The sequence below is a fragment of the Arcicella rigui genome, from assembly GCF_034929435.1.
GTDB classification, from domain to species: Bacteria; Bacteroidota; Bacteroidia; order Cytophagales; family Spirosomataceae; genus Arcicella; species Arcicella rigui.
This window is the reverse complement of record NZ_JAYFUM010000016.1, coordinates 96,708-109,473: the sequence shown is the minus strand read 5'-3', so window position 1 is coordinate 109,473 and position 12,766 is coordinate 96,708. Positions and strand designations below refer to the sequence as shown.

The window sequence follows — 12,766 nt, the reverse complement described above, 5'->3', positions numbered from 1 at the left end:
CTTCACTGTATATAAAAATTGAGCTTGTCCAAAGTTTTGGACAAGCTCAATTTTTTGTATTCGGTTTGAAAAACCGAACTACCTTTTCCTACAAAATCCTCAATTTAGCAAAGCTCAATAAAAGTGTTTTCTCGCCAATTGTTCCTTCAAATTGAATCACGGCTTTGCGGTCGGTTCCGTTTACGTCTATCTTTTTTACTTTTCCGAAACCAAATTTTAAATGCTCTACTCGGTCGCCTTCTACTAAATTTTTGGTATCGCTCGGTACAAAATCTTGTGAAGGAATATAAGTATTACCTACCACAGGACGAGCCGCTGGTTTTGCTATCAGATTTGCCGTAGAAGTTGGTTTGTTTGAAGTACCGAAATCAGGGGCTTTTTGTTCTCTGTTGGTCATTCTTACAAAGCCTTGCGGAGCTGGTCTTTCTTCTGGGCGACGAATATTTTTAGCAAATTGTAAATATTGTGGGTCGATTTCGTCTAAGAAACGACTTGGTTCGCAAGGTTTCAAACGTCCGTACTGATAACGAGATTCTGCGTAAGACATCATCAGTTTCTTTTCAGCACGAGTAATAGCTACATAAAACAAACGACGTTCTTCTTCTAAATCCGCTCTGCTTTGCAACATCATTTGGCTTGGGAAAAGGTCTTCTTCCATCCCCACTACATAGACATGATTAAACTCCAATCCTTTTGCTCCGTGAATCGTCATCAAAGTTACTCTATCGTTATCGCCATCTGGGTCGTCGCTGTCGGCGGTGGTCAATAAAGAAACCGTTTGTAAAAAACTTGAAATAGATTTGTCTTCTTCGGGTACTTCGTTGTCGTCCACAAATTGCTTGATGGAGTTCAATAATTCTTGTACGTTTTCGTAGCGAGAAAGTCCTTCTACCGTTTTATCTTCATGCAATTCTCGGAGTAAACCAGAAGCTTTAGCAATATGTGAAGCTACTTCATAAGCGTCTTTTTTATTGACTTCAACCATGATTTTGAAAGACTTTATCAAATCGGCAAAGCCTTCGATGGTATCAGCAAAACGTCCTGCTTGAAACTGACGAATGTTTGAGACTACTTCCCAAATTGGAATTTGGTTTTCAGAAGCCGTCACAGCAATTTTTGCAATGGTGGTATCGCCAATGCCTCTTTTCGGCAAATTGATAATTCGTTTGAAAGCTTCTTCATCTTTTTGGTTCACCACAAAACGGAAGTAAGCCAATAAATCTTTTACTTCACGACGTTGGTAGAAAGACAAACCGCCGATGATTCTGTACTTGATATTCAGTTTACGAAGTGATTCTTCAAAAGCTCTCGACTGTGCGTTGGTTCTATACAAAATCGCAAAATCGGTGTTTTTCAGACCATTAGCCATTTTTGATTCAAAAATATGCGTTGCAATCAAGCGTCCTTCTTCATTGTCTGAGCTCGCTTTGATGAGGTCAATCGGCGAACCTATTTCGTTTTCTGTAAATACTTTTTTCTTTAGCTGATTTTTGTTTTTCGCAATGATAGAATTGGCAGCCTCTACAATATTTTTGGTTGAACGATAATTCTGCTCCAATTTAATGGTAGTCATGTTAGGATAATCTTTCTCCAAATTCAAAATATTATCAATACTTGCTCCACGGAAAGCATAAATCGACTGTGCATCGTCGCCTACCACACAAAGATTTTTCGATAATTCCGATAATTTCTTCACAATCAAGTACTGCGAAATGTTGGTATCCTGAAACTCATCTACCATGATGTATTTGAATTTGCGTTGATACTTATCCAACACCGCAGGATGGTCACGGAAGAGGATATTGGTATTGTACAACAAATCGTCGAAGTCCATTGCATTGGCTTGGAAGCAACGCAAGGCATAAAGCTTATACAATTTGCCCATTTCTGGTAATTTCGCCGCTGCATCATCTGCTGCAATTACAGGATTATTCAAGTACTCGTCTGGCCCAATCAAACGGTTTTTTGCTCCAGAAATCCGATTATACACCACATTGGGTTTATAAATTTTATCGTCCAATCCACGCTCTTTTACAATTGCTCTGATGAGTGATTTTGAATCGTCGGTATCATAAATCGAGAAGTCGGAAGTGTAGCCTAAATGCTTGCCATCAAAACGAAGGATTTTTGCAAAAACCGAGTGAAAAGTACCCATCCAAAGGTTTTTACCATCATTTCCAACCGCATTTTCAATACGCTGACGCATTTCACCAGCGGCTTTATTGGTAAAAGTGAGGAGTAAAATCTGGAATGGGTCAACGCCTTTTTCGATTAAATAAGCAGTGCGATAAGTAAGAACACGAGTTTTACCAGAACCAGCACCTGCAATAATCATCAAAGGGCCATCTATATGTTGTACCGCTTCACGTTGCGGTTCGTTTAATCCTTTTAAATAATCCATAAATTTTTAATTCAATTTGAATTGACCTCAAAATTACGAAAAAATAAGGGAGGGCTTGGTATGAACTCAGCTTTGTTTTAGAAATGATAAAGAAAGGAAGATTGAAAGACTCATCTTCTAAGAAAATAAGCCGTAATTTTGAGAAATTTAGTGATTGTGTGATTTAGTGAATGAGTGATTAATATTTTCAATCACTCATTCACTAAATCACTAATTCACTCAATCACTCATTCACAATTAAGACCATGATTCAAACCAGAAAAATAAGAGACAACGAAAAGGCTTTAATTATTCATCTTTTAGCCAAATTGAATTTTACCCCAGAAGATTATCCCATCGACGAAGAAGTATTTGAATATGAAGGCGGAAAAATGGGAAGTATCAGCATAGGCAACAAAGACCCCAACGAATACGACGGCGATTTGATACAAGTAGAATACACCGATACCGACGGAACACCAGTATTAATAACGCTTACCAAAAACAAAAGTAATCAACTCTTAGATTTAGATTTTTGGAAAGTAGATTTCTCTGCCTTGATTACTTATCCCAAGCCTGAAGAGGTGGAAGTGAGGGAATTATGAATTTGTATTTAGGAAGGTATTTTTGTAAATTAGTTACATCTTCTCATCGCATTCAGATTCAATAAAATAATTTAAGTAAATGCCTACGACTGAAGAATATATAAGAAAAATTCAATTAGAGGACAGAAGTGGTCTAATACGACTCTGGAATCAAATCATTGCTAAAGACACACCTGACTGGGAAAAAGGAAAAGCATTTGAATTCTTAATTTTAAGAGCCTTTGAACTTGAAGGAGCTATTGTAAAATGGCCTTACTCGGTAGCAATTTATGGGCAGGTTGTAGAGCAAATTGATGGGGCAATTCATTTCCAAGACTCAAATATTTCGATATTGATTGAGTGTAAAGACTATAATAATAATTTGAGTATTGAGCCTATCGCCAAATTAAGAAACCAATTATTACGAAGACCAGCCAATACCATTGGTTCAGTTTTTAGTACCACTGGTTTTACAGAACCCGCTCTTATTTTGTCTCAGTTTTCTGCTCCGCAAACAATTTTGCTATGGGAAAAAGACCATATTGAGTTTTGTTTAAAAAATGGAAACTTTAAAGAAGGCTTTTTAAAGAAATATAGACACGCTATTGAAGATGCTTTCCCTAATTTTGATGTCACAATTTAATTTGTAGAGACGATGAACAGCAACGCACATATTCATGATAAAAGAGACATTGCCATAATCACCGAAGGTGAATTTGACGCAAAAGTTTTAAAAAAGCTTCTAAGCGATAAAGCATTTAATAATCATATTGACATCTTACCTGCAAATGGTTATTCTTCTGCTCTTTCAAAAGTAAAATCACTTTTAACACTTAGAAATAAAAAAGTTATCCTCTTACTTGATACGGATACAGTTGAAAATGATGCCATTAAAGAAAAAGAAGACTTCGTTAATTACTACATCAACACAACCCTCAATAAAGATAACTTCAAAGCATTTTGGGCAATTCCTGAATTTGAAATTGTTTTTTTGAATAACAAGAAGTTCGTTGAAGAGCTTACTCATCAAACTATCAACGATGAGTTAATGGAATTTGCAAAGACTTCTCCTAAAAAGCTTTTAGCAACAATCTCTAAGCAAAATAGAGAACAATATATGACACTCCTTGATAATGAGGAAATTAGAGAGGAATTCTTTAAAGATGGTTTAATTAAAGAAATATATGATTATATCGACCAATAATAGCTTTTTTTCACTCACGACTACTCTTCTTTTTGTAAAGTAAACCCAACTAAAAGAAGCAAAATCCCATCTCTAAGCAAGCCTTTCCTCTCTAAAAGCCTCGTAATCCTCGCTCGGAGTGAGGAGTGGCTCGCTAAAAGCATATCACACGAGGCTTTTTTGCGGGATTTTGCGGTAAAAAGCTCTCTTTGATATGTTCCGAGCCTATCAATCCTCTCTTTTTGACGCAATTTCCCGAATAAAAACGAAAATTATCGCAATTATAAGACTTAGAATCACAAGTTTTCAAGCAGTTCGCCCCTCTCCTTTTCATACTCCTACCGAAAAGAAAAATGAGTACTTTTCTCCATAAGTATCTTTATAAAAAAGGTTAGATAGCCTAAAAAAATTATAGAAATTGAGCTTTTATCCAATCCAATTTTTTATTTAAAACGATAGATTATAATGAACATTGACCGCAGAACATTTATTAAAACAAGCTCAATAGCAAGTATTGGTTTAATGGCAAATTCTCCTGTTTTTGCCAACGATTTCCCTACTGTTCGTGTACCTTTGGCTAAAAGAAATTTTAGCAGTAGCATTATTGAATCAACCATCAAGCGTATGAAAACCAGCATCAAAGATGCGGAAGTAGCTTGGATGTTTGAAAACTGTTTCCCGAATACTTTAGATACTACGGTTCATTTCAAAATCAAGGATAATCGCCCTGATACTTTTGTGATTACTGGCGATATTCATGCGATGTGGTTGCGTGATAGTACGGCTCAGGTTTGGCCTTATTTGCCTTTGATTAAGCAAGATGAAAAATTGAAAGAGCTTATCGCTGGCGTTGTAAACCGCCAAACAGAGTGTATTTTGATTGACCCTTATGCCAATGCTTTCAACGATGGACCGGGAAAATCTGAATGGCTTTCAGACCATACAGACATGAAACCCGAATTACATGAAAGAAAATGGGAATTGGACTCTTTGTGTTATACCGTTCGTTTGGCTTATCATTATTGGAAAACCGCCAACGATACCAGCATTTTTGATGAAAAATGGTTGAAAGCTGCCAAATTGATTATCGCTACTTGTAGAGAACAACAGCGTTTTCATGGCAAAGGGCCTTATCATTTCGGAAGAACTACTTCTTGGTCAACTGATACTGTGCCAGGCAATGGCTACGGAAACCCAACCAAACCAAACGGGTTGATTAATAGCATTTTCCGTCCTTCCGACGATGCCACTACTTTTCCGTACCTGATTCCCTCAAATTTGTTTGCCGTTACTTCATTCCGACAAATCGCAGAGATTGCCACAAAAGTTTATAAAGAAACTGATTTTGCGAAAGAATGTACAGATTTTGCCAATCAGGTAGAGCAAGCGGTGAAAAAACACGCCATTATTTCACATCCGATTTATGGACAAATGTATGCTTTGGAAGTAGATGGTTATGGCAACCGCTTGTTGCAAGATGATGCCAACGTACCAAATTTAATGGCTTTACCATATTTAGGGGCACTGAAACTCAACGACCCAATTTATCAAAATACCCGTAAATTTATCTTTAGCGAAAATAATCCTTATTTCTTCAAAGGAAAAGATGCCGAAGGCGTGGGTAGTCCGCATACTTTAGTTAACCAAATTTGGCCCATGAGTATCATCATGCGTGCGATGACTTCTACGAATGACCAAGAGATTTTGGCACAATTACGTTTCTTGAAAAAGACGCATGCCAATACAGGCTTTATGCACGAATCTTTTGATAAAGACGATGCTACCAAATTTACTCGTAAATGGTTTGCTTGGGCAAATACTTTGTTCGGTGAATTAATGCTAAAAATTGAGCGTGAAAGACCACATTTATTGAGTGTGAAATTGTAGGTATTTAGAGAATTAGAAGTAAGTTGTTCATAATGACAGAATCAAAAAGCGGTCAGGAAATTAACTCCTGACCGCTTTTTGATTCTATAAGGACACAAACCTACGCCTCCACCCTTTTCACATTTGCCAAATAAAGAAAAATTCCTAAACCCAGAAGCAAAGTAATAACACATAATGAAAGCTGAAAGAGGTTAGGTTTAATCACCCAAATTGCTCCAAAAAATTGTACTATTAGAATAATATACAAAAAAGTAGCCACTACTTTTCGAGGTACTTTGCTGATTACAAAAGCCCCTAAAGGGGCAAAAATCGCTACAAATGGAATACAAGCCAACCACATTTCAAAGGCTTCTTGTTGGAAATCTTGAATCAAACCTGCATGAAGGAAAAAGCCCAAAATGGTTTCTAATGTCATGATAATTACCGATGAAGGCACGGCTACTTTTTCGTCGATACGGTAATAAATCGTCATCAAACAGAAAGAAAAAATATTAATGCCTGTTCCGAAAATAGAAGAAATCATTCCACCGATAAGTCCGAAAAAGAGCAAACGAGCCATATCCGAACGCTGAAAAGACTGAATTTTATCGAATACTTCTCGTTTTGGTTTGGTGTTTTCGTACCAAAGTACCAGCCCAAAACTTAGCCAAAGCGACACAAAAAAGAGCTTTGCCAAAGGCGGAGAAATCAAAGGAACGATATAATAAGTACCGAAAATCAAGCCAAATATGCCTCCGAAAGTTACGTACTTGATATAATTCCATTCCACTTTAATTTTTAGATTCAGAATCAACAAACTTGCAGAAGTCATCCCGATGCTTTGAATAGCAAAAGCAAAGTTACGAGCTACGGCTGGTGGAATTTTGAGGAGTAAAGTAAAAACTGGATAAGCAATGGCGGCACTTCCTTCGGGGCTTGAACCTGCAATGAAAGAACCAAAAATCATGGTTAGTACGGCATAGCCATGTCGCAAGTAAATATCAAAACTTTCTGTTGAAAACATGTAAAAAGTCCAACACACCATTACCGTGATAAAAAAAGAGAGGTAAAGCCAAGGTAATTTGATTTTTTTAAGTTTGTCGGTTTGCATCAATAAAAATCTTTAATTTTACGGTAAACAAAGGTAAACGCATTTTTCAATTAAAAAACTCTCTTGAACAGAGTGTCGTTATGCAGAACATAGAGGAAATACTACAAAAATTGATTGCCGAGCATAATTTCTTAAAAGATATGCAACAAAGAATTGTGGGGAATCATGACATTATGATTGAAAACCAAAAGCGTAATGCTGATAACCATGATTTAGTGATTCAGAATCAGACAACGATTATCAAGAATCAAGAAATTATCGTCAACAATCAAGTAAGTATTATTCGTAACCAAAGACAAATTGCGGATAACCAAATTACACTTGCTGTGATGTTACAAACGCAAACGCATTTATTAAATTTAGTCAAGAAACTTTCTGGTCAAGAAGAATCAATTGAAGAAACTGAACGTTTTATTCAAGCATTAAGAAATCAAACGATTGAAAACTTAAACAATCCTTCTTTAAACGACCCACAAACGCTTTAGCATTAAGCTGATAAAATTAATCAAGGGAAAGGCTTCATTCAGAAGTTTTTCCCTTTTTTATTCTCCAAACAACTGTAAAATTAACTCAAATATTCCAACAAAATGGAATATACTCAGGCTATTTTCAAGATATTCCTCACTATTTTTTCCTAATTGAAGCTCAAATACTTCAAAATTCCCTTTAAAATCATTCATTTAAACCCAAAATTCATTTATAGGCATTTCTTGAGCATTAATTTTTTCCACTTATTTGGAATAATAAAATTATTTTCCATAAATTTGGAACAAAATTATTTTATTCAATTTATTCTAAGATTGATACAATTAAAATTCTCAAAACATCATGCCTCATATTCCTTTAGCTGTTCACTTACCCGGTATTACGGGTTTATTAGAGTATCGCCAAGATACGGCTCAGCCCATTCGTGAACTAACCCAAATTTTACTCAGAGGAGAATCAACGCTTTCAGAAGGCGAACGTGAATTAATTGCCACTTTAGTTTCTTCACAAAACCAATGTAAGTTTTGTACAACCGCCCATACTTCGGCAGCCAATATTCTTTTAGGGGAAAGTGAAACCTGCGAAATGGTAAAAGCCGATTTTGAAACTGCTCCTGTTTCTGATAAAATGAAAGCTTTGTTGGCAATTGCAAGTCACGTACAGCAAAATGGCAAAAATGTTACTGTGCAAGACATCGAACGAGCAAAAACGGCTGGAGCAAGCGACCGTGAAATTCACGATACGGTATTGATTGCCGCTCTGTTTTGCCTTTACAATAAGTACGTGGACGGTCTGGCAAGTGTAACGCCTGCCGAGCCAGCTTTTTATGAAAAATTAGGACAACGCATCACGACCAACGGCTACAACAGAGTACCAGCCATTTACGAACAATTGAAAAAAGAACATGAAGGATAAACCATTTTATCTTTCAAAGCCTCCACATTTTAACCACACAAAAACCTTTTTCCATGAAAAAACTCTTTACTCTAAGCATTATACTTCTGAGTGTCTTTTTTGCTAAGGCACAAAATTTTTCGGGTACAGTAAACGACGCAGAAACCAAAAAACCTTTGGCAGGTGTAAGCATCAGCATCAAAGGAAAAAATACAGGAACAATCACCAATGCAGAAGGTTTGTTTACCTTGAAAACCGCTACCAAAATTCCTTTTACTTTAGTTTTCAGCATGGTTGGCTACGAACGCCAAACGATTGAAGTAACAAACGATTCACCAATTAATGTTTCATTAAAATCTGGCGATGAATTATTACAACAAGTAGTAGTTTCTGCCTCAAGAATTGAAGAAAACATTCAAAAATCACCGATAAGTATTGAAAAAATGGATACAAAAGCCATTCAGCAAAGTCCGTCGGTAAGTTTTTATGATGCTTTGGTCAATGTAAAATCCTTGGATATGGTAACGAGTGGCTTGACTTACAAGCAAATCAATACTCGTGGATTTAACTCAACAGGGAATAGCCGTTTTTTACAATTGATAGATGGTGTAGATAACCAATCGCCCGGCTTGGGTTTTGCGGTTGGAAACCTTTTTGGTTCTTCAGATTTAGACGTTGAAGGCGTAGAATTAATTCCGGGAGCGGCTTCGGCACTTTATGGGCCAGTAGCTTTTAATGGCTTGTTGATGACAACTACCAAAAATCCTTTCAAATACGAAGGCTTGTCGGTACAAACAAAAGTGGGCATCAATCACGTTTCAGACAATGCTTCTGGAGCAAAACCTTTTACTGATTTCGCCTTGCGTTATGCCAAAGCTTTCAATAATCGTTTCGCTTTCAAAATCAACGCATCTTATTTGAAAGGTACAGATTGGTACGCCAATAATTATACCGACATCGACCCAAATACTCCCGTAGCACAGCGTGGAGCAAATAATCCCGGAAGAAATGCCTTGAATATTTATGGCGACGAAGTAGCTCAAACCATTCAAGGCATCGGACGAGTGTCTCGTACTGGTTATGAAGAAAAAGACTTAGCCAATTATGGCGTTTACTCTACAAAATTGAATACGGCTTTGCACTATAAAATTTCTGAAAGTCTGGAAGCTATTTATCAGGTAAATTATAGTCAAGGCACAGCAAATTATACAGGAAGTAGCCGTTTTGCTTTGAATGATTTTAAATTGATTCAAAACCGTTTGGAATTAAGAGGTTCAAACTTTTTTATCAGAGGATACTCTACCGCAGAGCAATCGAATCATTCTTACAATACTCGTTCTTTAGCCCAATTGATAAACCGTACTTGGGTGAGAGATTTAAACGGAAACGTAGTAACACCCGACAAAGCCGATGCCACTTGGTTTGAACGCTATACGGCTGCCTACACAGGAAAAATCAATAATATAACTGGACAAGACCATACGGCAGCCAGAGCTTTTGCCGACCAAGGACGCTTTGCGGCAGGTTCAAGTGATTTTGAACAACAAAAAAGCAAGTACATTGCCACCGCAGGATTGGGCGGAGCAGGCGTATTGAGTAACAGCAAATTGTATCATTTGGATGCTCAGTACGATTTAAGTTCAAGTCTGAAAGTAGTCAATTTATTAGTCGGCGGAAGCTACCGAGTGTATGATATGGAAACTAACGGTACTTTATTTGACGATAAAATCAATAAAGTACGAGTGAAAGAATTTGGCGTTTTTGCCCAAGCCTCAAAAGCTATTTTGGATGAAAAACTAAAACTAACGCTTTCAGGTCGTTATGATAAAAACGAAAATTTCAACGGAAGTTTTACGCCGAGAGCTTCGGCAGTTTTTTCACCTTCCGAAAATCATAATTTCAGAGCATCGTACCAAACAGGTTTTAGAAACCCGACTGTTCCAGACCAATTTATTAAGTTGAATGTAGGGCCAATCATCATTTTGGGCGGAGCTCCAGCGAACAGTTCAGGCTTGAATGCTTATGAAAATTCGTTTACAGCGGCTTCTGTGGGAGCTTTTGCCAGCGGTTTTTCAAGCGATTTACAGAAAGGAGTACCTTTCCCGACGGCTGTTGAAAACAATAAAAGTAAACTCGTAAAATCAAATGTGCCTTATATCAAACCAGAACAAACACAAAGTTTTGAAATTGGTTATAAGGGATTATTAGCTCAAAAACTTTTGGTAGATGTGAATTATTACAGAAGTACTTTTACCAATTTCTTGATTAACCAAGTCGTAATTCGTCCGACAAATAATGTTTTAAATTCAGATGGAACGATAAATTCAGCGGCAGCACAAGATATTTTAGGAGGCAAAACTCAGGCTTTCCAGCTTTATACCAATGCGGCGGATAAAGTAAGTTCACAAGGCGTTTCTTTAGGTTTGACCTACTTTTTACCTGAAAATTTCAGAGTAGGTTTCAATTCTACTTGGTCTGATTTTAATATTTTGGATGCCAATCCAAACAATATTCCAGCGTTCAATACACCTCGTTGGAAAACCAATTTAACCCTTAGTAATTCAAAAATCACAGAACGTTTAGGCTTTAGCGTAGCTTGGCATTGGCAAGAATCTTTCGATTGGTACGGAACGTTTAATGAAAACCGTCCGGGCAATATTCCTGCTTATAGTTTGATAGATGCACAAGTAAATTACCGTGTGCCGAGCCTAAAAACTACGGTGAAATTAGGAGCAAATAACCTTACTAATCAATATATCGTACAAGCTTATGGCTCGCCAGCGGTGGGTGGTTTGTATTATGTTTCTCTAACGTTTGATGAGTTATTTAGATAAAATCGAACATTTAACTTCTTCAAATTTATCATGGAAGTATTTCTAAATGATACACAAGTACAATCACGTACTAACATTGCTTTTGCCGTTTGTATGCTTTGCTATCTTTTGGGTGGCACAGTGGCAACTTTGATGTCCGTTAATTTACCCGTTGCCATTCCTGAACTATTAGGCAAAACGCCTTCGGTTGATGAATTAGGACAAATCGGTGCGTACTTGAATGCCTCCTTTATTTTTGGCTGGATGTTCGGCGGATTAACCTTGGGCATTATAAGCGACAAAATTGGTAGAATCAAAACCTTAGCTTTTTCGGCTGGTCTCTATGGCGTATTTACTTTAATGACCGTTTTTGTAGCCAATTGGGAAAGCCTTTTGGTCTATCGTTTCTTCACGGGTTTGGGCGTTGGAGGCGTTTTACTCATCAGCACTGTTTATATTTCCGAAATTTGGAACGCCAGTACTCGTCCAGTGGCTTTGGGGATTTTAGCGGTTTCTTTTCCGATTGGTATTGTATTAACGGGTGGTTTAAACGTACTCTTTGGCAATTGGCGACAATCTTTTTGGCTGGGTATTATTCCCATTTTGTTGGCATTTGTAATTATGCTTCTGCCGGAATCTTCTATTTGGCAAAGTGAAGGACTCAATAAAAAACAGAAAAAAGAAAGTATTTTTTCTGCCCAAAATGGTAAAAAGTTACTCATCGGTTCGTTGGTTTTTGGTTCAGTTTTGATTGGTCTTTGGGCAATTTTTTCTTGGCTTCCAACATGGGTACAAGGTTTATTAGCCAATACTTCATCGGACGGACAAAAAGAACGTGGACTAACCATGATGCTGCTGGGCATCGGTGGTATTGTTGGCGGAATGTTTTCTGGATTTCTTATCAAAAAATTAGGTTCAAGAATTACGCTGATGCTTACTTTTTCAGGTTGCTTTTTAGCTTGTTTGTTATTGTTTACTACCAATTCAAGCTTCACGCCTATCATTTATCTTGAAACCGCCCTACTTTCTCTTTTCTTCGGAATCAGCCAAGGTTCTTTATCGAGCTACATTCCAGCCCTTTTTTCCACTACTATTCGAGCCACAGCCACAGGTTTTTGTTTCAATATCGGCAGATTTTTCACGGCTACTGCGGTCTTTTTTGTAGGAAGTTTAGTGTCAGTTTTTGGCGGAATTGGCAACGCCCTGCTGTCGTTTTCCATTACTTTTTTAATTGCTTTAGTTGTGGTTTATTTTACAGAAAAGAAAGTAGTTGAGTGATTTTCGATTATTCTTTCAAAACTACTCTTGAACAAAGCATTTGAATTTACCTCAATAAAATCCCGTAGCGGCAACCCTTGCGGTTGCCGTTTCACTGTTTCGAGTAAGGCAACCGCAAGGGTTGCTTTTACATTTTTTTCATGAAAAAAATGCTATCAAAATAAAAAACTC

The 12,766-nt window shown here is 37.2% G+C and carries 10 protein-coding genes; 8 read left to right on the top strand and 2 right to left on the bottom strand.

Going from position 1 to position 12,766, the window contains the following annotated elements; translation table 11 throughout:
- Positions 1 to 88: 88 nt before the first annotated feature.
- On the bottom strand, positions 89 to 2,401 hold the full coding sequence (locus VB248_RS14135; RefSeq protein ID WP_323297440.1) for an ATP-dependent helicase: 2,313 nt from the start codon (positions 2,399 to 2,401) through the stop codon (positions 89 to 91).
- Between the two features lie 245 nt (positions 2,402 to 2,646).
- Here VB248_RS14135 and VB248_RS14130 point away from each other — a divergent pair, with 245 nt between their 5' ends.
- From VB248_RS14130 to VB248_RS14115, 4 genes are all read left to right on the top strand, one after another.
- Positions 2,647 to 2,985, top strand: a complete 339-nt coding sequence (locus tag VB248_RS14130; RefSeq protein WP_323297439.1) for a DUF6984 family protein — start codon at positions 2,647 to 2,649, stop codon at positions 2,983 to 2,985.
- 79 nt (positions 2,986 to 3,064) lie between these two features.
- Positions 3,065 to 3,607 (top strand): restriction endonuclease, encoded by a 543-nt coding sequence (locus VB248_RS14125; RefSeq protein WP_323297438.1) that lies wholly within the window; start codon positions 3,065 to 3,067, stop codon positions 3,605 to 3,607.
- A gap of 12 nt (positions 3,608 to 3,619) precedes the next feature.
- Positions 3,620 to 4,168, top strand: coding sequence for a toprim domain-containing protein (locus VB248_RS14120; RefSeq protein WP_323297437.1), 549 nt, complete (start codon positions 3,620 to 3,622; stop codon positions 4,166 to 4,168).
- 444 nt (positions 4,169 to 4,612) lie between these two features.
- The gene (locus VB248_RS14115) at positions 4,613 to 6,034 is read left to right on the top strand and encodes a glycoside hydrolase family 125 protein (RefSeq protein ID WP_323297436.1); all 1,422 of its coding nucleotides are present in this window, start codon (positions 4,613 to 4,615) and stop codon (positions 6,032 to 6,034) included.
- A gap of 100 nt (positions 6,035 to 6,134) precedes the next feature.
- Here the strand turns inward: VB248_RS14115 and VB248_RS14110 are convergent, their stop codons facing one another.
- Positions 6,135 to 7,037 (bottom strand): sulfite exporter TauE/SafE family protein, encoded by a 903-nt coding sequence (locus tag VB248_RS14110; protein WP_323297435.1) that lies wholly within the window; start codon positions 7,035 to 7,037, stop codon positions 6,135 to 6,137.
- 167 nt (positions 7,038 to 7,204) lie between these two features.
- Here VB248_RS14110 and VB248_RS14105 point away from each other — a divergent pair, with 167 nt between their 5' ends.
- The 4 genes from VB248_RS14105 to VB248_RS14090 all read left to right on the top strand — a co-directional run bounded on the left by VB248_RS14105 (position 7,205) and on the right by VB248_RS14090 (position 12,595).
- Entirely contained in the window at positions 7,205 to 7,609 is a 405-nt protein-coding gene (locus VB248_RS14105) for a hypothetical protein (protein ID WP_323297434.1), read from the top strand.
- 343 nt (positions 7,610 to 7,952) lie between these two features.
- Entirely contained in the window at positions 7,953 to 8,525 is a 573-nt protein-coding gene (locus VB248_RS14100) for a carboxymuconolactone decarboxylase family protein (RefSeq protein ID WP_323297433.1), read from the top strand.
- A gap of 53 nt (positions 8,526 to 8,578) precedes the next feature.
- Positions 8,579 to 11,338 carry a TonB-dependent receptor gene (locus tag VB248_RS14095; protein WP_323297432.1) on the top strand — a complete coding sequence of 920 codons (2,760 nt, stop codon included), beginning with the start codon at positions 8,579 to 8,581 and terminating at the stop codon, positions 11,336 to 11,338.
- A gap of 30 nt (positions 11,339 to 11,368) precedes the next feature.
- The gene (locus tag VB248_RS14090) at positions 11,369 to 12,595 is read left to right on the top strand and encodes an MFS transporter (RefSeq protein ID WP_323297431.1); all 1,227 of its coding nucleotides are present in this window, start codon (positions 11,369 to 11,371) and stop codon (positions 12,593 to 12,595) included.
- Positions 12,596 to 12,766: the final 171 nt, after the last annotated feature.

Excerpts from the sequence above, each read along its gene's own strand:
- VB248_RS14120 (WP_323297437.1), top strand. The coding sequence starts at position 3,620 with ATGAACAGCAACGCACATATTCATGATAAAAGAGACATTGCCATAATC.
- VB248_RS14100 (WP_323297433.1), top strand. The coding sequence starts at position 7,953 with ATGCCTCATATTCCTTTAGCTGTTCACTTACCCGGTATTACGGGTTTA.
- VB248_RS14105 (WP_323297434.1), top strand. The coding sequence starts at position 7,205 with ATGCAGAACATAGAGGAAATACTACAAAAATTGATTGCCGAGCATAAT.
- VB248_RS14130 (WP_323297439.1), top strand. The coding sequence starts at position 2,647 with ATGATTCAAACCAGAAAAATAAGAGACAACGAAAAGGCTTTAATTATT.
- VB248_RS14135 (WP_323297440.1), bottom strand. The coding sequence starts at position 2,401 with ATGGATTATTTAAAAGGATTAAACGAACCGCAACGTGAAGCGGTACAA.
- VB248_RS14115 (WP_323297436.1), top strand. The coding sequence starts at position 4,613 with ATGAACATTGACCGCAGAACATTTATTAAAACAAGCTCAATAGCAAGT.
- VB248_RS14090 (WP_323297431.1), top strand. The coding sequence starts at position 11,369 with ATGGAAGTATTTCTAAATGATACACAAGTACAATCACGTACTAACATT.
- VB248_RS14110 (WP_323297435.1), bottom strand. The coding sequence starts at position 7,037 with ATGTTTTCAACAGAAAGTTTTGATATTTACTTGCGACATGGCTATGCC.
- VB248_RS14125 (WP_323297438.1), top strand. The coding sequence starts at position 3,065 with ATGCCTACGACTGAAGAATATATAAGAAAAATTCAATTAGAGGACAGA.
- VB248_RS14095 (WP_323297432.1), top strand. The coding sequence starts at position 8,579 with ATGAAAAAACTCTTTACTCTAAGCATTATACTTCTGAGTGTCTTTTTT.